Source organism: Microlunatus aurantiacus (assembly GCF_039536605.1).
GTDB classification, from domain to species: domain Bacteria; phylum Actinomycetota; class Actinomycetes; order Propionibacteriales; family Propionibacteriaceae; genus Microlunatus; species Microlunatus aurantiacus.
The window spans coordinates 537814-560825 of sequence record NZ_BAAAYX010000004.1 but is presented as its reverse complement, the minus strand read 5'-3'; the positions used below and the strand labels follow the sequence as shown (position 1 = coordinate 560825).

Genomic DNA, 23012 nt, shown 5'->3' with positions numbered 1-23012 from the left:
ACAAAGACCGTGGTCCACATCTCAACGAGCGAACCTGGTCCACTCCTGAACGAGCGTCGACACTGACGACGAACGCAAGGCATGAGCTTGCAGAGTGTGCCGCGGATGTTGGCACTCCTCGGAGGAACTGACGGCTTGTGACACAGCCGTCGTAGTGCGAGAGGCTCAGGGGTTCCATGGCCACCTAGCTGAGCGACCTCAGCCACACGGCCCCACAACGAAAGTGTCGCGCACCGTCAACTGTCCTCGATCCGTGCGGCGAGCCGATCATGTCGTTGCTGCGCCGCCTGCGCACTTCCCAGTCCCTGCGCCTCGGCGATCTGCTGCCAGGTCAGTCCGCGCCCGCGCGCCATGATCAGCAGGCCGAGCTCGGACTCGTCGAGCTCTGCGCGAACATGGGGCACTAATGTCAACGCGGCGACGAGGTCATCGGAGTCGACCCGGTCCTCGCCCGCCGCGTAGGTCGCTGCGCCCGCCGCCAAGAGCTCCACGAGACGCACTGCCTCGCTGGGTTGCACGGTGGCTGCGCTGACGGCGCGGCCGCGAAGGCGGCTTGAGCCGGCGTGCCGCTCGGTCAACCGGAACAGCGCATGTGGTGCACGCTCGCGACGACGGTCCTCAGCAGTCTTGGCCATACCAGAATGCTGAACCCTCAACACATTGTTGTCAACAACTTGTTGATCTCATCAGCTTACGGGCCGATGGATCGCGCGGGCCATGATTTCTGATGACGACCAGGCTTGTTCACCACTAGACGGTCCGTCTACGGAGACCGCGTGTCCCAGCCGGCGAGCACCAGAGGCTCGCCTTGGTCGCATGCCTGGAGGGCGCGCCTGACGTAGTCGATGACGTCAGGAGGTAGCTGCTGCGGGTCTGCCCAGACCAACTCAGTGCACTTGGTCGGCTCACCGATCGCTGGGGTGCCGATCCACCGGTCGATGGTGAAGAAGAAGTCGACGTACTCGTCGTCGTCAGCATGCTCGGGTGCGCGATGGGCGGTGGCGCTGAGGCGGCAGTCGTCGGGGTTGACGGCTATCACGAGTTCCTCGGCCAGCTCGCGCACCAGGGCGGTGCGAACGTCTTCGCCGCCGTCGAGGCGACCGGCCGGCAGACTCAGTTCGCCGTCGTGGTACCCAGATCCCGCTCTGCGCATGAGCAGCACGCAGGTGCCGGCGCGCAGGATGCCGTACACCGCAACTGCCGTCCGGAACCGTGTCTTAGTCACCCGAATCACCGTAGGACAGGCGTTCTCATCGACAACGTGCGGGAGGTGACGGAGTGGGCTGGTCACAGCAACGTGGCGTTCACACTGACCCGTAAGGGCGGGCTCTTCGAGGACGGTTCGGACGCCGCTGTTGATCGGCTCGACGAGCTGCTGGGTCAGTGCCAGGAGTCAGGGAGAATCACTTCCTTGCGATCGCATGAGTCTTGATGTGTCCCCGGTGTGTCTCCGGCGGGTCTGCGCTCGCTGCACGAATCGGTAAGTCCGACATCATGCCTGGTCAAAAGGTGGTTCTTGGGGTGGGCCTAAGTGGACTTGAACCACTGACCTCTGCCTTATCAGGGCAGCGCTCTAACCGTCTGAGCTATAGGCCCGGGAGGGTTGCCCCGGCTTCCCGGCGCGATCGCCAACCCTAGTCGATCCCCCCGGGATCCCTCAAATCGGTTCGCGGCCTGAGGAAGGTGAAGGACTCGGTGCGATCATCGCAACGAATCCTCCGCCATCCCGCCCGGGGAGAGATCAGTCCTCGGCGAGGGTGATCTCCAGGCCGCCGAGCATGGTGGCCGCCAGGTTGTAGAGGAACGATCCCAGGGTGGCCAGCGCGGTGAAGATCACCACGTCGACGCAGGCTATGAGGGCGCTGACGCCCATCACCTTCTGGGTGTTGATGTACTCCTCGATCCGGAACGGGGTCGTGTCTCCAGGTGTGGAGACCACACTGGCCACGATCTCGTTGACCGAGTCGAAGAGACCGGAGGTCGACAGCACGGTCCAGATCACGTACACGGCGACGACGAGCATGATGCCGGCCGCGATGGAGAACAGGAACGACGTCTTCATCACCGACCACGGATCCAGGCGGGACAGCCGGAGCCGGGCCTTGCGGGTCCGCCGGGCGTTGCCGGCCCGCGCCTTGGCCGCGGCCGCGGACTCTGCCGCCTTCGCTGCCGGTGCGGGAGCTGGAGCTGCGGCGACCACGGCGGGGAGGACGGCGGTGCTCGGGCCGGCGGTCTCCTCGAGCGGGGCAGGTGCCACGTCGGGCTCGCCCCCCGGCGCGGCCGGCTGCGGGAACCGGGACTGCGGGGCCGTGGCCGTCGAGTCCGGACGGTAGAGGGGTTTCACCTCGGGGGCCGAGGAGGGCGATGTCGCGGCGGCGCTCGCCGAGGAGGCCGACGACGACGCCGGCACGTTGGGCGTGTACGGACCGGGGGCCACCGAACCCTCACGAGCCTCGGACGTCGCCCCAGCTGACGGGGTGGGACGCAGGCTCGGGTTGCTGGGTCGGGCCCAGGGCGAACCGGCCGGGGCCGACGAGGCTCCGGTCGTCGGCTTGTCCGCAGCCGCCGCGGCAGCACCGGCGGCCGCCGCAGCGGCCCCCGTAGTGGCCGCCCCGGGCGTCACCGACGTCCGCGTCTCCGCGTTGGGAGTCGACGCGGTAGGAGTCGACGCTGTAGGAGTCGACGCTGTGTCGGCCGCACTGTCGGCGGAGTCGGACGCGGACGGCGTAGGCGACGTCGCGTTGTCCCCGAACGCACCGGTGCGGGCGCCGGCGGCCGTCGCCGGGCCTGACTTCTTCAGGCCCAGGCGCTCGAGCACCGACTTCTTGGGCGGCGTACCACCGGCCGTCGATGACCCGGCGGTCGTCGTCGGCGTGGGGGTCGGACCGGGCTGTGGAGACGGGACCGGTGAGGCGGAGGAAGCCGATCGAGGAGCCGATCGAGGAGCCGAGGCCGCCGAGGCGCCGGTGCCGGCTCCCGCACTGGTGCCGGACTCCGGACCCCGTCCGGCCACGGGATCGCTACCCGCGTCCGAGGTAGGACCGGTCGCCGAAGCCGACGATGCCGAACGGGCGGAGTAGGCGGAGTTCGCCGAGTAGCCCGAGCCCGCGGAGCGGGCGGACGGAGCGGACCCACCGGTGTAGGCCGAGCGGGCGGACTGGGCGGAGGCGGCCGAGTAGGCCGACGACACCGACGAGCCCGAGCCGGGCGCCGGCGGAGCCGATCCCGGCGTGCCGCCGTTGGCCAGCGGGGAGGCCGAGGCGGCCGAGCGGGCGGAGTACGCCGACTGGGCCGAGGGAGCCGACCCGTAGCCGGGTGCTCCCACCGGGCCGCGGTTCGCACCGGCGGTACCGGAGCCGTTGGAGCCGGAGCTGTTGGAGTCCTGCCCGGCCGGGGGGACCGGGGTGGCCGACGGTGCTGAGCGGGCCGAGTAGCCCGACGGCGCCGAGCGGGGGGCCGCCGAAGACGGTGCTGAGGCCGAGGAGCGCGCGGAGTACCCCGACGGAGCCGACGACGCGGACGGCCAGCCCGGTCTCGACGCGCTGGGTGCACCCCACGGGTTCGCGGCGTTCGACGGTCCAGAACCACCCGAAGCCCCAGAAGCACCCGGGTCCTCAGAACCACCCGGGGCTCCCGAGCCACCGGTGCCGGCAGCCGGCGACGACCCGGGCCACGCGGTGGTGGCCCGGTGCGTCAGGGTCTGGTCGGTCGCGTTCTCGGCGTCCGAGCCGGAAGCGGCACCGGCGGGTCCGTCCGCCGACCGGTCGCTCGGTCGTCCGTTGCCTTCACTCACTGTTCGTCCTCCTCGACCCCGTCATCGGGCGCGGACTCCCCGTCGCCGTCCTCCGGCGTCAGGTCGACCTCGTCCGGCTCCGCTGAGTCGGTGATGGTGTCGTCGACCACGGCGGCGTCAGCCAGGTCGTGGTCCGTTGCGTCTTCGGTTGTTCCCGGCTCGACGACCGGGTCCTCGGCGAGCTCCGGAACCTCAGCGGCCTCCGGATTCAGTGCGATGACCACGACAGAGTCGTCGTCGGCCACACCGACGAACTTCACACCCATCGTGTCACGACCCTTGACCGGGACCTCGGACACCGCGCTACGGGTGATCTGCCCACTTGCCTTGATGGCGATGACCTCGTCGTTGTCGGACACCACCAGTCCGCCGACCAACGAACCACGGTCCTCGTTGAGTTTCATCGCCTTGATGCCGAGTCCACCGCGACCCTGCTCCCGGTACTCCGAGACGCGGGTCCGCTTGGCGAACCCACCGTCGGTGACGGTGAACACCGACCGGTCGCTGTCGTCCTCACCGACCCGGATGACCGACAGGGACAGCAGCTCGTCCCCGGGACGGAACTTCATCCCCGTGACCCCGGAGGTGGCGCGACCCATCGGTCGCAGCTGGTCGTCGTTCGCCGGGAAGCGGATGGCCTGGCCCTTGGTCGAGATGAGCAGCACCTCGTCCTCGGGGGCACACAGCTGCGCCCCGATCAGCTCGTCGTCCTCGTCGCGGAAGTTGACGGCGATGATCCCCGCCTGCCGCGGCGAGTCGTACAACGGCAACGGGCTCTTCTTGACCAGACCACGCTTGGTGGCCAGCAGCAGGTAGGGCTCGACCGAGTAGTCGGTGATGGCCAGCACCTCGGCGATCTCCTCGTCCGGCAGGAACGACAGCAGACCCGCGACGTGCGAGCCCTTGGCGTCCCGCCCGGCCTCGGGCAGCTGCCAGACCTTGGCCCGGTAGACCCGGCCCTTGTTGGTGAAGAAGAGGATCCAGCGGTGGTTGCTGGTCGCGAACAGGTGGGCGACCATGTCGTCGGTCCGCAGACTGGCCCCGCGGACGCCCTTACCTCCACGCTTCTGCACCCGGTACGCCTCGGTCAGCGTGCGCTTGGCGTAGCCGCCGCGGGTGATGGTGACCACGACCGAGTTGTCGGGGATCAGGTCCTCGTCGGACAGGTCACCGTCGGCCGCGATGATGGTCGTCCGGCGCTCGTCGCCGTACTTGTCCACGATCTCGGCCAGCTCGTCGCTGACGATGGAGCGCTGCCGTTCCGGACGGGCCAGGATGTCCTGCAGGTCGGCGATGATCCGCTCGAACTCGGCCAGCTGGTCGATGATCCGCTGCCGCTCCAGCGCCGCCAGCCGCCGCAGCTGCATGTCGAGGATGGCGGTCGACTGGACCTCGTCGATCTCCAGCAGCGCCATCAGACCCGTACGGGCGTCGTCGGTGCTCGGGCTCCGCCGGATCAACGCGATGACCTCGTCCAGCATGTCCAGAGCCTTGACCAGCGCCCGGTAGATGTGGGCCTTGGCCTCCGCGTCCTCCAGGCGGTGCTGGGTCCGCCGCTGAATGACCTCGATCTGGTGAGCCACCCAGAAGGAGATGAACTGGTCCAGCCGCAGGGTGCGCGGGACGTCGTCCACCAGGGCCAGCATGTTGCAGCCGAACGTGTCCTGCAGCTGGGTGTGCTTGTAGAGGTTGTTCAGCACCACCCGCGGCTGCGCGTCGCGCTTCAGCACGATGACCAGCCGCTGCCCGGTCCGGGCCGAGGAGTCGTCCCGGATGTCGGCGATGCCGGCGAGCTTGCCGGTGTTGACCAGCTCGGCGATCTTGAGCGCCAGGTTGTCCGGGTTGACCATGTGCGGCAGCTCGGTGACCACCAGCAGCGTCCGCCCGCCGCGGTCCTCCTCGATGTCCACGACCGCCCGCATGATGACCGAGCCACGACCGGTCCGGTACGCGTCCTCGATCCCCTTCCGGCCGACGATCAGCGCGCCGTTCGGGAAGTCCGGACCCTTCACCCGCTCCAGCGACGCCTCGAGCAGCTCCTCGGCGCCGGCCTCGGGGTGCTGGAGCGCCCACTGGACCGCCGAGGCGACCTCGCGCAGGTTGTGGGTCGGGATGTTGGTGGCCATGCCGACCGCGATGCCCGTGGAGCCGTTGACCAGCAGGTTCGGGAACCGCGCCGGCAGGACGACGGGCTCGAGCTCCTTGCCGTCGTAGTTCGGCTTGAAGTCGACGGTGTTCTCACCGATGTCACGGACCATCTCCATGGCCAGCGGCGCCATCCGGCACTCGGTGTACCGCATGGCGGCGGCCTTGTCGTTGCCGGGCGAACCGAAGTTGCCCTGACCGGCGACCAGCGGGTAGCGCATCACCCAGGGCTGGGCCAACCGCACCAGGGTGTCGTAGATGGCGCCGTCACCGTGCGGGTGGTACTGCCCCATCACCTCGCCGACGATGCGCGCGCACTTGTTCCAGCCGCGGTCCGGCCGGTACCCGCCGTCGAACATCCCGTACAGGATCCGCCGGTGCACCGGCTTCAGCCCGTCCCGCGCATCCGGCAGCGCCCGCCCCACGATCACGCTCATCGCGTAGTCGAGATAGGACTTCTGGATCTCGTCCTGCAGATCCACCGGCTCCCGGCGGTCCGCCGGCTCGTGAGTCACATCAGTCATCGGTCCACTCCGTCATTCGTTTCACGTGACACATCGCCCTGCTTGTTGATCTTGGTCCACCCATCCAGCCCCACACGCCGCATCCACCCGCACCACCACTAGCCATCCACCCGGTCCGACCACGGGCGTCCAGCCGGTGGCGACCGTGACGTACGCACCCACTCGACAGCAGCCCAGGTAAGGTCGTCGGGCTCGGGGGGTGGGTGAGGGACGTGGACGGGCCTGGCGGGAGCCCGAGCCTGCGAGGGCGGATGGTTGTCCCGACCCCACCCCCCGAGCACGACGACCGACCCCACACCGACAGCAACGGATCAGATGTCAAGGAAGCGCACGTCCTTCGCGTTCCGCTGGATGAACGCCCGTCGTTGCTCCACGTCCTCACCCATCAAGATCGAGAACATCTCATCCGCCCGCGCCGCATCCTCCAACGTCACCTGCAGCAGGATCCGCTTGTCCGGATCCATGGTCGTGTCCCACAGCTGGTCCGGGTTCATCTCGCCCAGACCCTTGTAGCGCTGGATCGGGTTCTCCCGGGGCAGCCGCTTGCCCTCCTCGGCGCCGACCCGGAGCAGCGCGTCCCGCTCGGCGTCGGTGTAGGCGAGCTCGTGGGCGGAGTTGCTCCAGTTGATCTTGAACAGCGGCGGCTGGGCCAGGTAGACGTGACCGGCCTCGATCAGCGGCTTCATGAACCGGAACATCAAGGTCAGCAGCAGCGTCCGGATGTGCGCGCCGTCGACGTCGGCGTCGGCCATCATCACGATCTTGTAGTAACGCAGCTTGGCCAGGTCGAAGTCCTCGTGCACCCCGGTGCCCAGGGCGCTGATGATCGCCTGGACCTCCTGGTTCTGCATGATCCGGTCGATCCGGGCCTTCTCGACGTTGAGGATCTTGCCGCGGATCGGCAGGATCGCCTGGATCCGAGGATCGCGGCCACCCTTCGCGGAGCCGCCGGCCGAGTCACCCTCGACGATGAAGACCTCGCACTCCTCCGGGTTGGTCGACTGGCAGTCCGCCAGCTTGCCGGGCAGACCGCTGCGGCCGAGCAGACCCTTGCGGTCCCGGGCGGCGTCGCGGGCCTTGCGGGCGGCGATCCGGGCGATCGCCGCTGCCTGGCCCTTGCGGATGATCAGCTTGCCCTCTTGGGGGTTCTCCTCGAACCAGTCGCCCAGCTTGGCGTTCACGACCTGCTGCACGAACGAGCGCGCCTCGGTGTTGCCCAGCTTGGTCTTGGTCTGGCCCTCGAACTGCGGCTCGGCCAGCTTGACCGAGATGATCGCGGTCAGCCCCTCGCGGATGTCGTCACCGGACAGCTTGTCCTCGGGCTTGCGGATCAGGCCCCAGTCCTGCCCCCACTTGTTGGCCGTGTACGTCAGCGCCGACCGGAAGCCCTCTTCGTGGGTGCCGCCCTCGTGGGTGTTGATCGCGTTGGCGAAGGTGTGCACCGACTCGGTGAACGAGGTGTTCCACTGCATGGCCACCTCGACGCTGATCCCCTGGTCGGGACGCTCGGCCTCCACCGCGATGACTGTCGGGTTGACCGTCTCCTTGCTCTGGTTGAGGTAGCGGACGTAGTCGATCAGCCCGTCGGTGTAGCAGAACGTGTCGTGGCGACCGCCCTCGGTCAGGGTGGGGTCGTCCGGGTTGGCCAGGTCCTGGCGGTCCGGGCGCTCGTCGGTGACCGAGATGGTCAGACCCTTGTTCAGGAACGCCATCTCGCGGAAGCGGGCCGCCAGCTTCTCGTACGAGTAGGTGGTGGTCTCGAAGATCTCCGGGCTGGCGTAGAAGGTGACGGTGGTGCCGGTCTGGTCCGACTCCTCCTTGCGCTCCAGCGGTCCGTCCGGGGTGCCGAGGGAGAAGCTCTGCTCCCAGCGGTAGCCGTCGCGCAGCACCTCGACGGTCAGGTGTGCCGACAGCGCGTTGACCACCGAGACGCCGACCCCGTGCAGACCACCGGAGACCTTGTAGCCGCCGTCGCCGAACTTGCCGCCGGCGTGCAGGACGGTGAGGGCCAGGGTGACCGCCGGGATCTTCTCCGTCGGGTGCTCCTTGACGGGGATGCCTCGGCCGTTGTCGGCCACCCGGACGCCGCCGTCGGCCAGCAGCCGGACGTCGATGGTGTCGCAGAAGCCGGCCATCGCCTCGTCGACGGAGTTGTCGACGACCTCGCTCACCAGGTGGTGCAGACCGCGTTCCCCGGTGGAGCCGATGTACATCCCGGGGCGCTTGCGGACCGCTTCCAGACCCTCCAGCACGGTGATGGACCCCGAGTCGTACTCGGTCGGTCGCTCGCCGTTGCCGTTGTTGATGCGCGGAGGGAGGGCGTCGAAGGCGGGGATCTCCACCTCGAGGACCGCGGCCGGATCGGCGGTGCTGCCCGCCGGATCCGTGGTCGCGTCGTCGGGGGCTGGCTCGGGGCGCTCGTCGGTCACCGGCTCTGATCTCCTGTCACACAGGCGCCGCCCGGCAGGCGACCCGGACCCGGGCGCACGAAGGCGGCACGACAACACAGGGACGGCCGTGATCGGGGGGATCGGCAGCCGTCCGGAACGTGTCCAGTCTACCGCGTGTCGCACCCAGAACCCGTATCCGTCACGGGGTCGAAACACCCCAGATGGCCGCTGGGAGCCACGCCAGGGCCTCTTCCGCCTTCCGGCGGGGGTTTCTGGAGCACCGATACGCACCCCCGGGCTGCTGAGGGGCTCAGACGGCCTCCGTACGTGATCGCGATCGGCCTCCACGCCGTGGCGCTGACCCCTCGCCCGGGCCCCGACGAACCACGCCCCTGCCTAGACTGACCCGGTGACCGAGGCGCCCGCGACCGACCCCGAGACGGCTGCCGGCCCGGACTCCGCGGACACGACCGATTCTCCCGACGGGCGGCGGACCTGGCTGATGGTCGGGTCGCTCGTCGTCGCCCTCGCCGTGCTGGTCGGTCTGACCTGGGTGGCCGGTGGCTTCGAGCAGCGCACGGATCTGCGCACCATCGTGGCGCCGGGGACCGTGATCGCCACCGGACCGTACGCGTTCGCGTTCACCGCGGCGACGGTGCAGAAGAAGAAGACCTTCGACGACCAGGTGGTCTGGGAGGTGGTGGTCGCGGGCACCGGGAGGACCACCGGCGACGCGGCCATCACCCCGAGCACCCTGGACTGGTTCTTCTCCCTCCGGGAACCGGCCAGCACCAGCGTGGTCGAGCCGGAGAGCCAGCGGTTCGGGGCCGACGACCGCAGCGGGGGCAGCTTCTTCACCCCGGGGCTCGCGCCGATCCCGTACCGGCTGGTGTTCCAGCTGCCCGCTGCCCTGGAGCGGCCGACGGCCGTGCAGCTCGCCGTCTGGGAGCTCGAGTTCCGGGACCGCTCGCTGCTGAAGACCGGCGAGCTGAGCTGGGGGCGGGCCGACGCCTACTACCGGATCGACAGCCTGCCGGTGCAGCAGCTCGCCGACGACCTGGACTGACCGGCCCGGCCCGGCACACCCGCGGGCCATCCGGGTCGGATCAGCGGGGCGGCACCAGCACGGGACGGGCCGACCGGGAGACCGGGTCGTTGACCGCGACCCCGGCCAGCTCGCCCGCGTACTTCTCCGGGACCTGGAAGACGATCTCGAGCGGCCAGGTGCTGCCCAGGGGCATCTCCGCGAGGGTGCAGGTGCTGTTGCCGTCCCGGGACACGTAGTCCCGGTTCGGTTCCCAGACCCGCCGCCCGGGCCCGAGGATCTCCAGCACGCAGAGCAGGTTCGGGTCCTCCGTCCGGCGCACCACGTCGACCCGGGCGACGACCCAGACGGCGTTCACCGAGGGCGAGGCGACCTCCTCGGTGACGGAGTTGACCAGCTCGGTGGTCTGCACCAGGCTCACCAGCCGGAACTCCGCCCCCATCGCCGTGGTGGACGCGCCCGGCTGCTGCTGGGTGTAGCGGCCGTACTCGGTGAGGCCGTAGAGGGCGTAGGTGGTCCAGACGTTCAGGTAGACGGCGACGGCGACCAGGACACAGGCGGCTCGCAGCCACGCCCGCCGGCGACCGGGGATCACGGCAGCGCCTCCACGGTCCCGTACGGATCGGGTTCCAGGTCGCGGCCCACGGCGGCGCGCCGCCACTGGTCGGCGTTGCCGGCGGTGATGCCGAGGTGGATGCGGGCCCGCTGGTAGAACCCGTGCACGATGCCGCCGTACCAGATCTCGAGGGTCAGGTCGTCGATCTGGGCCGGGTCCACCTCGAACGTGAGGTCCTGGGTCTGCCGGAACCCGGCGTCGGCCACCAGGGACGTGCTGGAGAAGTTCTCGTACGTCCGGTCCTCGGTGATCAGCTGGGACTGGTTGAGGTTCACCCGCAACGACCCGGGCACGGCGAGCGTCGCCTCGACGGTGACGAACATCCCGGTGGTCTCGGCCTCCACCTCGCCGCGTCGCACCAGACGGGTGCCGACCTGCACGTCGCCGACGGTCAGCTCGGCCCCCTCGACGGCCACCGTCTGGGCCCGTACGCCGTCCACGTAGCTGAACCCGGGTGGCTCGTTGACCTTCAGGCCGATGGCGCTGAAGGCGAGGCAGGCCAGGGCCACGACGATGCCGACGACCTTGTCGCGTGGGATCGCCCGTCTCATCTCGACCCCACCCCGCCGTCGGCCGACGCGTGCGCGGGGGCGGCGGCGGCGTCGGCGTCGGGGACCGCCGCCGGCTCCGCGGCCGCGGACCGGGCCCAGAACAGCTCGAGGCAGCGCCGGAACGCCACGGCCAGCAGACAGATCCGCAGCGGCTCGAACAGCAGGTCCGGGACCAGTCCGATGGCGGGCCCGTAGGCGTACCAGAACGAGATCGTGCGACCACCCAGCAGCTGGTCACTGAGCAGGTCCAGGCCGTTGCCGGCCATCACGATCGCGGAGTAGACCGCCACGTAGGCACCGAGGAACACGATCCCGGCCCGCAGCACCAGCCGCAGCGAGTGGAAGGTCGGCAGGTACTTGTCGTCGATGTCGCCGAGGAACGCCTCCCGCAGCTCGACCGCGGCCCGACCCACCCCCGGCGGGGGCGGATGGTAGCCGCGAGCCCGGCGACGCTCGGCGTGGCTGGCGAACGTGGTCGAGCCGGGCACCCGGGCCAGCAGCGGCTGACCCTTGCGCCAGATCTCGGCCAGCGACAGCACCTGGGAACCGAAGACCAGGGCCGCCACGGCCAACCAGATGATCGGTTGGGCCAGGGCCTCCCAGAACAGCGGCCACACCTCGTCGGCCACGAACGAGGCCGCCCGGGTGAGCAGGGCCGGCAGGTGCACGGAGAGCACCGACAGCGCGTCCAGGATCGCGTTCTTGACCACGGCCAGCCACGCCATGAACTGGCGATCCTCGATCCACAGCCGGGCCAGCTGCCAGATCCGGATGCCGCCCATGATGACCACGAGGAGGAAGAAGGACTCGATCAGGGCGACCAGGATGCCGAGGACCCGCAGACCGGTGCGGTCGTGCAGCAGGTCGACCCCGCGTCGGAGCAGGTAGATGACGACCAGACCACCCAGCAGCGACCAGGGGTGGTCGTTGGCGGCGGAGGTGAGGGTGCCGAGCACCGACGGGGCGTCGCTGAGCACGCCGTTGCGGAACAGCTGCTCGTTGGCCAGCTGGGTGGCGCTCTCGGCGACCTCCCCGAAAGCGGCGTAGATGCCGAGGAACGGCAGCAGCGTGATCGAGACGAGTCGGGTCAGGCTGGTGTCCCGGTCGTCGGTGGCCGCCTCGGACTCGGGGATCAGGTCCCGCACCCCCAGCTCACGACCGAGGATCTGGAGCATCACCACGATCGCCACCAGCTGGGCGAGGAACCCGAACGAGAAGATGGCCAGCGCCGCCCAGGAGCTCACGTCCCCGGCGCGGATCGCGAACCGCTGGGCCAGCTGCACCCCGAGCCACCCCAGCAGGTAGACCGACAGGAGCTGGGGCAGGGTCCGCCACCAGACGCGCCCGGTGTCGAGCACCAGGATGCGGAGGTCGGCCCAGATCACCCGGCGCAGCCTAATGGGCGCCCGTGTCGCTCACCCGAGGGTGTCGCTCACCCGCAGCTGTCGCTCACCCGTAGGTGTCCCGGGGGCCGCGGCCGTCGCGGACCGAGAGACGGCCCTTCTTCCAGCTCGGCCCCTGCGGTCCCAGCACGGCGACCCGGGTGACGGTCCCGTCGCCGAGCGCCTCGTTCAGCTTGGCCACCAGCTGCGGCGCCATGGTCCGCAGCGACGTCGCCCAGACGGTGGACTCCGTACGCACGGTCAGGACGGTCTCGGCGTACGACTCCGGCCAGGAGTGGGCGGCGTTGGTGGGCCCGACCAGGGCCGGCCACCGGGCCAGCAGCGCACGGATGCTGAGGTCGGTGCTCCACCCCTTCGAGTCGACCAGGTTCTCCAGCGCGGTCCCCAGCGTCTTCGGGTCGCGCTCGTCGGGCCGGGCCCCGGAACGGACGGGATCGACCCGCGTCGGCCGCTGGGTACGCCTCTTCGTCCGCCGGCGGGGTCCGGCCCCCACCGAGTCGGCGATGGACCGGGCCAGGTCGAGCCCCGTCGGATCGTGCCGCGACACGGGCGCCACCTCGGCGGTCCCCGAGGGTTCCCCCTGCGGGGGATCACCCGCCGCCGGCTCACCGACCGGGGGCTCACCGACCGGGGGCTCACTCATCGGGGGTCACCTCACCGGCCGCGACCCGGTAGCGGCGGCCGGCCAGCGCGGTCGGCACATCGGCGCCGACGGCAGCGGTGACCAGGATCTGCTCGGCGCTGACCACGCTGGAGGCCAGCCGCTCCCGGCGGGTGCTGTCCAGCTCGGCGAACACGTCGTCCAGCACCAGGACCGGCTCGACCGCGTCGTCGCGGAGCAGCTGGAAGGAGCCGAGCCGCAGGGCCAGGGCCAGCGACCAGGACTCGCCGTGACTGGCGTACCCCTTGGCCGGCATCGGCCCCATCATCAGCAGCACGTCGTCGCGGTGCGGCCCGACCAGGCACACCCCGCGCTGGATCTCGTCGGTCCGCCGCTCCTGCAGACCGGTGATCATCGCCTCGGTCAGCTCGTCCCGGCTCATCTCCGCGGTCAGCTCCAGCCCCGACTTGTACGTGGCGGTCACCTCGGAGTTGGTGGGGGCGATGTCGGCGTACGCGGCGCTGACGTGCGGGGCCAGCTCGGTCAGGGTCCGCAGCCGCGCGGCCAGCAGCTCGCCGCCGGCCGCCGCCAGGTGGGTGTCCCACACGTCGAGGGTCGAGGCCGCCTCGGCCGGCGGAGGCCCGCCCCGGGACCGTCCGCTCAGCGACTTCAGAAGCGTGCTCCGCTGCCGCAGCACCCGGTCGTAGTCGGCCCGGACACCGGTGAACCGGGGCCAGCGGGCGACGACCAGCTCGTCGAGGAGCCGTCGCCGTTCCGACGGATCCCCCTTGACGATGGCCAGGTCCTCCGGGGAGAACACGACCGTACGGAGCACGCCGACCAGCTCCCGGGCCCGCCGCAGCGGCGACCGGTTGAGCTTGGCCCGGTTCGCCTTGCCCGGCGTGATCTCCACCTCCAGCTGCAGCTGCCGGGGATCGTCCAGACCAGCCTGCACCCGCGCCCGCACCACAGCCCGCTCGGCCCCGAACCGCACCAACGGCACCTCGGAGGCGACCCGGTGGGACGACAGCGTCGACAGGTACTCGACGGCCTCCACCAGGTTCGTCTTCCCCTGCCCGTTGGCCCCCACGAACGTGGTCACCCCGGACCCGAGCGCCACGTCGACCTGCGGGTAGGACCGGAAGTCGCCCAGCTGCAGATGATCGACGAACACCGCACCACCTTAGGTGTCCAGCGCCCTCGAGTCCGACCGCCTCGAGTCGACCCCCACGAGTGGGGACGTTCAGAACGAGACCGGGCGGGGTGGGGCGGGGCGACGGTCAGGGAGTGGTGGGCGTTCCGAGCGGAGCCTGCGGAGCGAGGTGGGCAGGACCGTCGCCCCGCCCCACCCCGCCGACCCGACCGACTCCGGAGCTACTTCTCGATGCCGGTCGACTCGACGCGGTCGGCCTTGGCGCCACCCGCCTCCAACGAGTCGCCGGCCGGGAGCTCCTGGTGTCCGCCGAACTGCTGGCGCATCGCCGACAGCACCTGGTTGGCGAAGTGGTCCTCCCCGCGGGAGGCGAACCGCTCGAACAGGGACGCGGCCAGGACCGGGGCCGGCACGCCGATGTCGACCGCCGCCTTGACCGTCCAGCGTCCCTCACCCGAGTCCGACACCCGGCCGGCGAGCCCGTCGAGCGTCGGGTTCGCCTGCAGCGCGGCCGCAGTGAGATCCAGCAGCCAGGACGAGACCACGGAACCGCGGCGCCACAGCTCGGCGACCTTGGCGGTGTCGATGTCGAACTGGTAGTACTCCGGCTCCTCCAGCGGGGCGACCTCGGCCGAGTGCTCGGCCTCCCGGATGCCCGCGTCGGCGTTGTCGAGGATGTTCAGGCCCTCCGCGAAGGCGGCCATGATGCCGTACTCGATGCCGTTGTGGACCATCTTGACGAAGTGGCCGGCGCCGGACTGCCCGCAGTGCAGGTAGCCGAGCTCCTCGGGCGTCGGCTCCCCGGTGCGGCCGGGGGTGCGCTCGATGTCGCCGCTCCCGGGCGCGATGGTGCGCAGGATCGGGTCGATGGTGGCGACAGCCTCGTCCGGTCCGCCGACCATCAGGCAGTAGCCGCGCTCCAGGCCGAAGACACCACCGCTGGTGCCGATGTCGACGTAGTGGATGCCCTGCTCCTTGAGCTTGGCGGCCCGACGGACGTCGTCGCGGTAGTTCGAGTTGCCGCCGTCGATGATGATGTCGCCCTCGTCGAGCAGCGCCGCGAACTGGTCGACGATCTTGCCGGTGATGCCGGCGGGGATCATCACCCACACCGCCCGGGGCCGCTCGAGCTTGGCCACGAAGTCCTCGGGGCTGTCGGCTCCGACGGCACCTTCGCCGGCGAGACCGGCCACCGTCTCGGGATTCACGTCGTACACGACGCACTCGTGCCCGTCGCGCATCAGCCGACGCACGATGTTGGCGCCCATCCGCCCCAGACCGATCATTCCCAGCTGCATTGAAGATTCCCTTCGAGGCGACGTCGTGAGCACGCTAGCAGCGCTTCGTTACGCCGCGACCACCGCCCGAGCGAGCGAGCGCCAGCGAGTGAACGAGCCCGTCGCGAGCGGCCGCGGAGCGGAGCGACTCTGTCTGCACCGACGAGCGAGCGACACGCTTTTCGTCGCGAGTGAGGAGGGAAGACAGAGTCTGAGCGGAGCCTCCGCAGCGAGTGACGACTAACTCGGCAGGCGCATCAGCATGATCACGTGCCGGTAGTCGGTGATCGGGTCGCCGTCGATCTCGGCGAGGCCGGTCAGCTGGCACGGCTTGCTGGGGGCGGTGAAGGCGAAGTTCACGTACGGGGTGTCGAAGGCACCCAGGGCGTCCAGCAGGTAGGTCGGGTTGAAGCCGGCGGCGGTCACCGCCTGCTCTCCCCCGCCCGGCTGCTCGACGATGGCTTCCAGCGCCTCCGACGCCTGCGCCTGGTCCCCGGTGGCGGCTTCGAGGGTCACCACGCCGTCGCCGATCAGCATCCGCAGCGACGTGTTGCGCTCAGCCACCAGCGAGACGCGGCGCGCCGCGGCGATCGTGTCCGCGGTGCCCAGCCGGACGGTCATCACCGGCTGCGTGTTCATGATGTGGCGGACCTTCGGGAACTCGCCGTCCAGCAGCCGCGTGGTGGTCTGCCTGTCACCGGCGGTGCCGTGGCCCTCGAAACCGATGATCCCGTCCCCGGCGCCGCTGGCGGCCAGGCTCAACACGATCTGGTCGCCGGCGGACATCGACTTCGCGGTGTCCGACAAGACCTTCGCCGGCACCAGGGCGGCGGTGGAGGTCTGCGGGGTGGCGGGGTTCCAGGTGAGCTCGCGCAGAGCCATCCGGTAGCGGTCGGTGGCCAGCAGGGAGACGGTCTCGCCCTCGATCTCGACCCGGACGCCGGTGAAGACGGGCAGCAGCTCGTCGCGACCGGCCGCCACGACCACCTGGGCCACGGCGTGGGCGAACACGTCGCTCGGCACCGTCCCCGTGGCCTCGGGCAGGGTCGGCAGGGTCGGGTAGTCCGCGACCGGCAGCGTCTGCAGGGTGAAGCGGGCGCTGCCGCAGACCAGCTCGACGTGGTTGCCGTCGGCGGAGATGTCCACCGGCTTGGCCGGCAGGCTGCGGGAGATGTCGGCCAGCAACCGACCCGACACGAGCGCCTCACCCTCGTCGGCCACCTCGGCCTTGACGGTGATCTGCGCGCTGGTCTCGTAGTCGAAGCTGGAGAGCACCACGCCGGAGGCATCGGCTCGGATCAGCAGACCGGCGAGGATCGGCACACTCGGCCTGGTCGGCAGGCTGCGTGCGGCCCACTGCACCGCCTCGGCCAACGTGTCGCGTTCGAGTCGGATCCTCACACTGCCTCCTGCCTCTCTCTGGCACCCCGGACGAGGCAACCGCGCCACAGACGTGAGCAGCGCTGCACGATCATACCGACGCCGGCGGGACTGCTCAGCCCCGCTCGTCGGGCGACAGCACCCGGAGCTGCTCGGCGGCCTCCAGCACCGTCTCCTGCAACGGCACCAGGTGCTCCATGCCGGTGGGGGGCGCCCCGCTGAACAGCGGCCGGATCGCGAACACGAGGTCGAGCACGCCTTCCCGGGTGATCTCGCCGCGGCGCAAGGTCATGGCCTCGCCGGCGAGCCGGCTGTACTCGTTCACCCGCGGCCGCCAGCCGGGGTTGTCCAGCGACTCGCAGGTCCGCATCTCCCGGACCAGCTGGTCGAGCGACTTCTCCAGCTGCAGCAGCTGGCGGCCGCGCTGCTCCTGGTCGAGGCGGATCTCGACGTCCTCACCCTCGTCGTCGGTGTCGCGGCCGAACAGCTTCCGTAGGAACTTCACTGGACCTCCGTGTCGATGCCGTGCACATGCGCACAGGCGTGACTTCGAACTGATGGAGCTATGTGTAACTGATAGTCGTCGTCGTAGGTGGTGTGGATCCTGTGGACAACAGCCCCCTCGCGCACGTCAGGACCGGTTTGGGCCTGTGGTCCGGGCTGTGGCGTACTCGAAATTACACGGGGAGGATCTGAGGACGAGTGGCGGAGGGTCCGGAACCGTCCACCGGCGACCCCGGACGGATCCTCAGGTTGCGGCCTGGTTGTCCCCAGCACGGGTGGTTATCCACAGGTTTTCCCCCAGGTGTGCGGAGGACGTCATCAATTCGCAACACTCGGTACGCGCTTCCGGGCGGGGAACGGCAGCCGCGCCGGGCTCTCGGTCCTGTGGACGACGCTGGGGACAGCGAGGGCCGAGCAGGGAGCGCGGCCACGCTCGACGTGGTTGACGCTCGGTGTCCTGGACTCGCGAAGAGACCCCGGGATCAGCGCTGTGAGGCCTGCTGCTTGATCCGGTTGGTCAGCTCGGTCACCTGGTTGTAGAGCGACCGCCGCTCCGACATCAGGTTCTTGATCTTGCGCTCGGCGTGCATCACGGTCGTGTGGTCCCGGCCGCCGAACTGCTGGCCGATCTTGGGCAACGACAGGTCGGTCAGCTCGCGGCAGAGGTACATGGCGATCTGCCGGGCGGTGACCAGCACGTGCGTCCGGCTCTGACCGCAGAGGTCCTCGATGGTGAGGTCGAAGTAGGCGGCGGTCTGGGCCATGATCATGGCGGAGGTGATCTGGGCCTCTCCGCCCTCCGGGATCAGGTCCTTGAGGACCACCTCGGCCAGCGCGAGGTCGACCTGCTGCCGGTTCAGGCTCGCAAAGGCGGTGACCCGGATCAGGGCCCCTTCCAGCTCGCGGATGTTGGTCTGGATCCGGCTGGCGATGAACTCGAGCACGTCCGGCCCGGCCACCAGACGCTCCTGCGCAGCCTTCTTGCGCAGGATGGCGATCCGGGTCTCCAGGTCGGGCGGCTGGATGTCGGTGATCAGGCCCCAGCCGAACCGGCTGCGGAGCCGAGGCTCCAGGTTCTCCAGGTTCTTGGGCGGCCGGTCCGACGTCATCACGATCTGCTTCTGGGCGTTGTGCAGGGTGTTGAAGGTGTGGAAGAACTCCTCCTGCGTCTGCTCCTTGCCCTCCAGGAACTGGATGTCGTCGATCAGCAGCACGTCGACGTCGCGGTAGCGCCGGCGGAACTCGGCACCCTTGTTCTGGCTGATCGCGTTGATGAAGTCGTTGGTGAGCTCCTCGGTGGAGACGTACCGCACCCGCACCCGCTCGAAGTAGTCACGGGCGTAGCGCCCGATGGCGTGCAGCAGGTGCGTCTTGCCCAGGCCGGACTCGCCGTAGATGGTGAGCGGGTTGTACGACTTCCCCGGGTTCTCGGCCACGGCGACGGCGGCCGCGTGCGCGAACCGGTTCGAGGAGCCGATGACGAAGGTCTCGAACGTGTACTTGGGGTTGAGCCTGGCGTCGATCTCCTTGCGGGGCCGGTTCTCATCGGGCTGCCGCAACGGTCGCGGCTGCGGGTCACCGGGGGCGGCGAAGGTGTCGGCGTAGGTGTCCCCACCGGCGCCGAGGTCCGGACGGTCCACCGAAGCCGGGCGGTCGGAGCCCTCGGTCGGACCGCCGTCGTCCTCCCGCCGCTGCGCGCCGGCGCGGTCCGCCGGCCCTCCCGACCTCCGCTGCTCGCCCCAGCCGGACCCGGACCCGGGACTGGCGGGCGGATCGAGGGGGCGAGGAAGGCGGCGCGAATCGAGTCCGGGACCCACGGGAGCGGCGTTCGGGCGGCCGTGGCCGGCGCCGTCGAAGCGGCCGGTCGAGCCGTTGGGGTGATCGAGGGGCTGCTCGGCGCGATCCGGGTCGGGCCGCGTGGGCTCGGGGGTGACGGTGGAGTCCACGATCACGGCCAGCTGCACCGTGCGCTGGAAGTAGTCGCTGAGCTGCTGCTCGATGTCGGGGCGGAACCGTCCCTCGAGCTGGTTGCGGGTGAAGTTGTTCGGCACGGCCACCATCAGCGCGTCCTGGTGCATGGCGACCGGTTTGGAGTTGTCCAGCCAGCGGCGGAGCTCCGGGGCCGAGGTGGCGTAGACGTGCTCCCAGGCGATCGTCGTGGTGTCGCTCGCGCTCACGTCGGTCACAGCCTCGTTCTCCACAGGTTCGCTATCGGGGCACGACGCTCCGTCGCGATCCGGTGGACACGAGGGGGCTGCCGCGAGGGTCAGGTGAGAGCTGATGCCGTCCGGGCGGTGCGGGGCCGGTCACCGGTGACTGCCCCCGTTCCGTCCACTGGTCGTCTCGGGCCCCCCACCCTAGTCCTTCCACATAGTTATCCACACCCTGTGCACGAATACGTGGATACCGCCGCGACCACCGGGGCCGACCTCGGTCCGCGACGGCGGACCCGGGAGGACGACAGCGGTGACATCGGGCGGAACTGACGGTGTCGGGTGGAAGAACGTTGGCGTAATGACAAACAAGGGACGAGGCGTGAACGTAGCAACGCCGTCCGGCGCGCCGCAACCCGTTCGTGACACTTTTCCCGATTGTCCGGCGTGTCGGCTGGACACGTGTCCGAGGATCGCCCGGGGTGCGCACCTGGTTTGACCGTCTTGGGTGCTCCCCGTACCGTTAGAAGGTCGCCGCCACTGCGTCGACCTCTGTTCGCTGTCCGCATTTCCGCGGGCAGTCGTTGGCCTGTCAGACGATATAGGGAGCCCTCCCGTGAGCAAGCGCACGTTCCAGCCGAGCAACCGGCGCCGCAGCCGAGTCCACGGATTCCGCCTTCGGATGCGGACCCGCTCCGGACGCGCCATCCTTGCCGCCCGCCGGCGCAAGGGCCGCGACAAGCTGTCTGCCTGACGGTCCGGTCCCGAGGTCTGCCTCGTGTTACCCGGGCACGCACGGATGCGTCGGTCTGAGGACTTCCGACGCACGGTGCGGCACGGGGTGAGGGCCGGCCGGCGCACCGTGGTGGTCCACGCCCTCCGGCTCGACGTGGCCGCCTCGACGGCCGCCGGGGGCGAGGAGGTGCGGGTCGAACAGACCCGCGCGGACACCCCGTCGACCACCGGCCCGACGGACGGCGGCCAGATCGGGTTCGTCGTCTCCAAGGCGGTCGGTTCGGCCGTCCGGCGGAACCGGGTGCGACGTCGTCTCCGTCACCTGGCGTTGGCCCACCTGCCGGAGCTGGGTGATCACACTATGGTGGTCGTCCGGGCGCTGCCCGCGGCGTCGACCGCGGGTCCCGACCTGGGTGCCGACCTCGATGCTGCCTGGTCCGCGGCGCTGTCCCGGTTGGCCCGGCGATGAAGTACGTGCTGATCGGGCTGCTGAAGGTCTACCGCCTGGTCATCTCGCCGCTGTACGGCAACGTCTGTCGCTACTACCCGAGCTGTTCGGCGTACGCGCTCCGCGCTGTCGAGGTGCACGGAGCCGTCAAGGGTTCCTACCTCGCGGGTCGGCGCCTGCTGCGCTGCCACCCGTGGACGGCCGGCGGCTACGATCCTGTTCCGGGAACGCCGGAGTTCGCCGACGAGGCGCGCCTGCAGGCTGCGTCGACGATGGCGACCGCCACGGGCCGTGGCGAGCACCAAGACCAGGGTCACCATGACCTGCCGGAGTCACCTGACGTCCCCCGGGACGCGCAGGGGGCCGACCGGTCCGATGTGTCCGACCAGCGAGCCGAGCCGGCTCACGTACGAGGTGTGAATTGTTCGACCTGATCCCGTTGCTCGTCCCGCTGAGCATCTGGGACCCGTTCATCGCCGTCGGCAGCGCCATCATGCGCCCGCTGTACTGGGTGGTCTCGGGTCTGCTGGTGCTCTTCCACAGTCTGTTGTCGCCGGTCTTCGGCGCCGACAGCGGGTGGACCTGGGCGCTCTCGATCGTCAGCCTGACCGTCGTCATCCGGGTCGCGCTGATCCCGCTGTTCGTCAAGCAGATCAAGTCCTCGCGCCAGATGCAGCTGCTCCAGCCCAAGGTGCGGGAGCTGCAGAAGAAGTACGGTCACGACCGCGAGAAGCTCGGTCAAGAGACCATGAAGCTCTACAAGGACCACAACGCGAACCCGTTGGCGTCCTGCCTGCCGCTGCTGCTCCAGATGCCGATCTTCCTGGCGCTGTTCCGCGTCCTCGACGGTGCGTCGCGCGAGATCCCCCGGGGTCACTGGTTGGAGATCCACCCGGAGCTGCTGACCTCGCTGCACGAGGCGACCATCTTCGGTGCCCGGATCTCCAGCACGTTCTTGTCGGTGGGGTTCGCCGGTGGCATCACCGCCACCCACGTCGTCACCGTGGTCCTGATCCTCGCGATGACCGCGACCCTGTTCGTGACCCAGCTGCAGCTGATGCGCAAGAACATGCCGCCGGAGGCGCTGACCGGTCCGTTCGCTCAGCAGCAGAAGATGATGCTGTACCTGTTCCCCATCATCTTCGCGGTGGGTGGCGTCAACTTCCCGATCGGCGTCCTCATCTACTGGTTGGCCTCCAACCTGTGGACGATGGGTCAGCAGTTCTACGTGATCCGGCGGAACCCGGCGCCCGGCACCCCGGCGTACGAGGCCTGGGAGGAGCGTCGCAAGGACAAGCTGGCGCGCAAGGAGGCGCACCGGGCCCCGTCGACGCCGTCGGCGGCGGCCACCGCCGAGAGCGGGGTCGTGCGCGGCACCACGAACGGCAACGGGAGTGCCCCGACGGTGACCGAACCCACCGACGGTCCCCGGGTGGTGCGCCAGCAGCCCCGGAAGCAGACGCGATCCCAGCGCAAGCTGTGATCCTGCGCCCTTGAACCCTCCCGGGCAGCGGCCGGTGTCACGGACCCGCCGCACGGGATCACACTCAGGACATGGCACCGCCGCGCGCGGCAGCCTGGAGGAGGAACATGACGAACACCGATCAGACGGCCGTCGAGCCGGAGCTGACGGCGGCCGAGACGGACGACACCGCTGGCGCTGAGGTGCGCGAGGTCGGAGTCGAAGGGTCGGCGCTGGGCGACGACTCGCCTGCTGCCGTCGTTGAGGACGTCGAGGCCTCCCCCGGCGACGGGGCGGCGCCGGTCGACGAGGCCACCGCCGAGGACGACGACGATGATGACGACGAGAACCCGTTGGAGGTCGAGGCCGAGGTGGCCGCCGACTACCTCGAGGAGCTGCTCGACATCGCCGACCTGGACGGTGACATCGACACGTACGTGGACGGCGACCGCGCCCACGTCTCGATCGTGAGCGAGTCGCAGGCGCTGGTGGGCAAGGACGGGCAGGTGCTCGACGCCCTCCAGGAGCTCACCCGGCTGGCGGTCCTCGCCGACACCGGACAGCGCAGCCGGTTGATGCTGGACGTCGCCGGCTATCGGGGCAAGCGGCGGCAGGAGCTCGTCGCCCTGGCCGGCGACGCGGTCCAGGAGGTGAAGGACTCCTCCGAGGCCGTGCACCTCAAGGCGATGAACCCCTTCGAGCGCAAGATCGTCCACGACGCCGTGGCGGCGGCCGGTCTGACCAGTGAGTCCGAGGGTGAAGAGCCCCGGCGCCACGTGGTCGTCCTTCCCGCGCGTGGCTGAGGACGCCTCATCGAGCCCGTCGTCGGGGG

20 protein-coding genes and 1 tRNA gene are annotated in these 23012 nt (G+C 69.9%); 6 read left to right on the top strand and 15 right to left on the bottom strand.

The genetic code is table 11. The annotated features are described in order from the left end of the window. Positions 1-236: 236 nt before the first annotated feature. From ABD714_RS10445 to gyrB, 6 genes are all read right to left on the bottom strand, one after another. On the bottom strand, positions 237-635 hold the full coding sequence (locus tag ABD714_RS10445) for a hypothetical protein (protein ID WP_344812248.1): 399 nt from the start codon (positions 633-635) through the stop codon (positions 237-239). 128 nt (positions 636-763) lie between these two features. Then, positions 764-1225 carry an NUDIX domain-containing protein gene (locus tag ABD714_RS10440; protein WP_344812273.1) on the bottom strand — a complete coding sequence of 154 codons (462 nt, stop codon included), beginning with the start codon at positions 1223-1225 and terminating at the stop codon, positions 764-766. 297 nt (positions 1226-1522) lie between these two features. Further along, positions 1523-1596 (bottom strand) — tRNA-Ile (locus ABD714_RS10435). Positions 1597-1741: 145 nt separating this feature from the next. Continuing rightward, positions 1742-2437: a DUF3566 domain-containing protein gene (locus tag ABD714_RS10430; RefSeq protein WP_344812247.1), complete on the bottom strand. Its 696-nt coding sequence runs from the start codon at positions 2435-2437 to the stop codon at positions 1742-1744. 1352 nt (positions 2438-3789) lie between these two features. Beyond that, positions 3790-6462: a DNA gyrase subunit A gene (gene gyrA, locus ABD714_RS10425; protein WP_344812246.1), complete on the bottom strand. Its 2673-nt coding sequence runs from the start codon at positions 6460-6462 to the stop codon at positions 3790-3792. Between the two features lie 311 nt (positions 6463-6773). Next, positions 6774-8915: a DNA topoisomerase (ATP-hydrolyzing) subunit B gene (gene gyrB, locus ABD714_RS10420; RefSeq protein ID WP_425562378.1), complete on the bottom strand. Its 2142-nt coding sequence runs from the start codon at positions 8913-8915 to the stop codon at positions 6774-6776. Positions 8916-9261: 346 nt separating this feature from the next. On the opposite strand from gyrB, the gene ABD714_RS10415 reads away from it, so the two are divergent. Further along, complete coding sequence (locus ABD714_RS10415) at positions 9262-9918, top strand: hypothetical protein (protein ID WP_344812245.1); 657 nt, start codon at positions 9262-9264, stop codon at positions 9916-9918. Positions 9919-9958: 40 nt separating this feature from the next. Here ABD714_RS10415 and ABD714_RS10410 read toward each other — a convergent pair whose 3' ends face one another. The 9 genes from ABD714_RS10410 to dnaA form a co-directional block, all read right to left on the bottom strand. Then, positions 9959-10492, bottom strand: a complete 534-nt coding sequence (locus tag ABD714_RS10410) for a hypothetical protein (RefSeq protein WP_344812244.1) — start codon at positions 10490-10492, stop codon at positions 9959-9961. Then, the gene (locus tag ABD714_RS10405; RefSeq protein ID WP_344812243.1) at positions 10489-11064 is read right to left on the bottom strand and encodes a hypothetical protein; all 576 of its coding nucleotides are present in this window, start codon (positions 11062-11064) and stop codon (positions 10489-10491) included. Before ABD714_RS10405 ends, ABD714_RS10410 begins: the two co-directional genes overlap by 4 nt. Continuing rightward, positions 11061-12449 (bottom strand): hypothetical protein, encoded by a 1389-nt coding sequence (locus ABD714_RS10400; RefSeq protein WP_344812242.1) that lies wholly within the window; start codon positions 12447-12449, stop codon positions 11061-11063. The genes ABD714_RS10405 and ABD714_RS10400 overlap by 4 nt, the downstream gene beginning before the upstream one ends. Before the next feature lie 64 nt (positions 12450-12513). After that, complete coding sequence (locus ABD714_RS10395) at positions 12514-13110, bottom strand: DciA family protein (RefSeq protein WP_344812241.1); 597 nt, start codon at positions 13108-13110, stop codon at positions 12514-12516. Further along, positions 13103-14242 (bottom strand): DNA replication/repair protein RecF, encoded by a 1140-nt coding sequence (recF, locus tag ABD714_RS10390; RefSeq protein ID WP_344812240.1) that lies wholly within the window; start codon positions 14240-14242, stop codon positions 13103-13105. The genes ABD714_RS10395 and recF overlap by 8 nt, the downstream gene beginning before the upstream one ends. A gap of 200 nt (positions 14243-14442) precedes the next feature. Further along, positions 14443-15519: a phosphogluconate dehydrogenase (NAD(+)-dependent, decarboxylating) gene (gnd, locus tag ABD714_RS10385; protein ID WP_344812239.1), complete on the bottom strand. Its 1077-nt coding sequence runs from the start codon at positions 15517-15519 to the stop codon at positions 14443-14445. Between the two features lie 219 nt (positions 15520-15738). Next, entirely contained in the window at positions 15739-16899 is a 1161-nt protein-coding gene (gene dnaN / locus ABD714_RS10380; protein WP_344812238.1) for a DNA polymerase III subunit beta, read from the bottom strand. Between the two features lie 94 nt (positions 16900-16993). Further along, positions 16994-17383, bottom strand: coding sequence for a hypothetical protein (locus ABD714_RS10375; protein ID WP_344812237.1), 390 nt, complete (start codon positions 17381-17383; stop codon positions 16994-16996). A gap of 481 nt (positions 17384-17864) precedes the next feature. Next, positions 17865-19559 carry a chromosomal replication initiator protein DnaA gene (gene dnaA / locus ABD714_RS10370; RefSeq protein WP_344812236.1) on the bottom strand — a complete coding sequence of 565 codons (1695 nt, stop codon included), beginning with the start codon at positions 19557-19559 and terminating at the stop codon, positions 17865-17867. Between the two features lie 592 nt (positions 19560-20151). Between dnaA and rpmH the strand changes: the two genes are divergently transcribed. The 5 genes from rpmH to ABD714_RS10345 all read left to right on the top strand — a co-directional run bounded on the left by rpmH (position 20152) and on the right by ABD714_RS10345 (position 22983). After that, positions 20152-20289, top strand: a complete 138-nt coding sequence (gene rpmH / locus ABD714_RS10365) for a 50S ribosomal protein L34 (RefSeq protein WP_344812235.1) — start codon at positions 20152-20154, stop codon at positions 20287-20289. A gap of 24 nt (positions 20290-20313) precedes the next feature. Beyond that, positions 20314-20739, top strand: a complete 426-nt coding sequence (gene rnpA / locus ABD714_RS10360) for a ribonuclease P protein component (protein WP_344812234.1) — start codon at positions 20314-20316, stop codon at positions 20737-20739. Further along, positions 20736-21152: a membrane protein insertion efficiency factor YidD gene (gene yidD / locus ABD714_RS10355; RefSeq protein WP_344812233.1), complete on the top strand. Its 417-nt coding sequence runs from the start codon at positions 20736-20738 to the stop codon at positions 21150-21152. Before rnpA ends, yidD begins: the two co-directional genes overlap by 4 nt. After that, positions 21149-22201 carry a membrane protein insertase YidC gene (yidC, locus tag ABD714_RS10350; RefSeq protein WP_344812271.1) on the top strand — a complete coding sequence of 351 codons (1053 nt, stop codon included), beginning with the start codon at positions 21149-21151 and terminating at the stop codon, positions 22199-22201. The genes yidD and yidC overlap by 4 nt, the downstream gene beginning before the upstream one ends. Before the next feature lie 182 nt (positions 22202-22383). Continuing rightward, a complete protein-coding gene (locus ABD714_RS10345; RefSeq protein ID WP_425562377.1) occupies positions 22384-22983 on the top strand; it encodes a Jag family protein in 600 nt (199 codons plus the stop codon). Positions 22984-23012 lie beyond the last annotated feature (29 nt).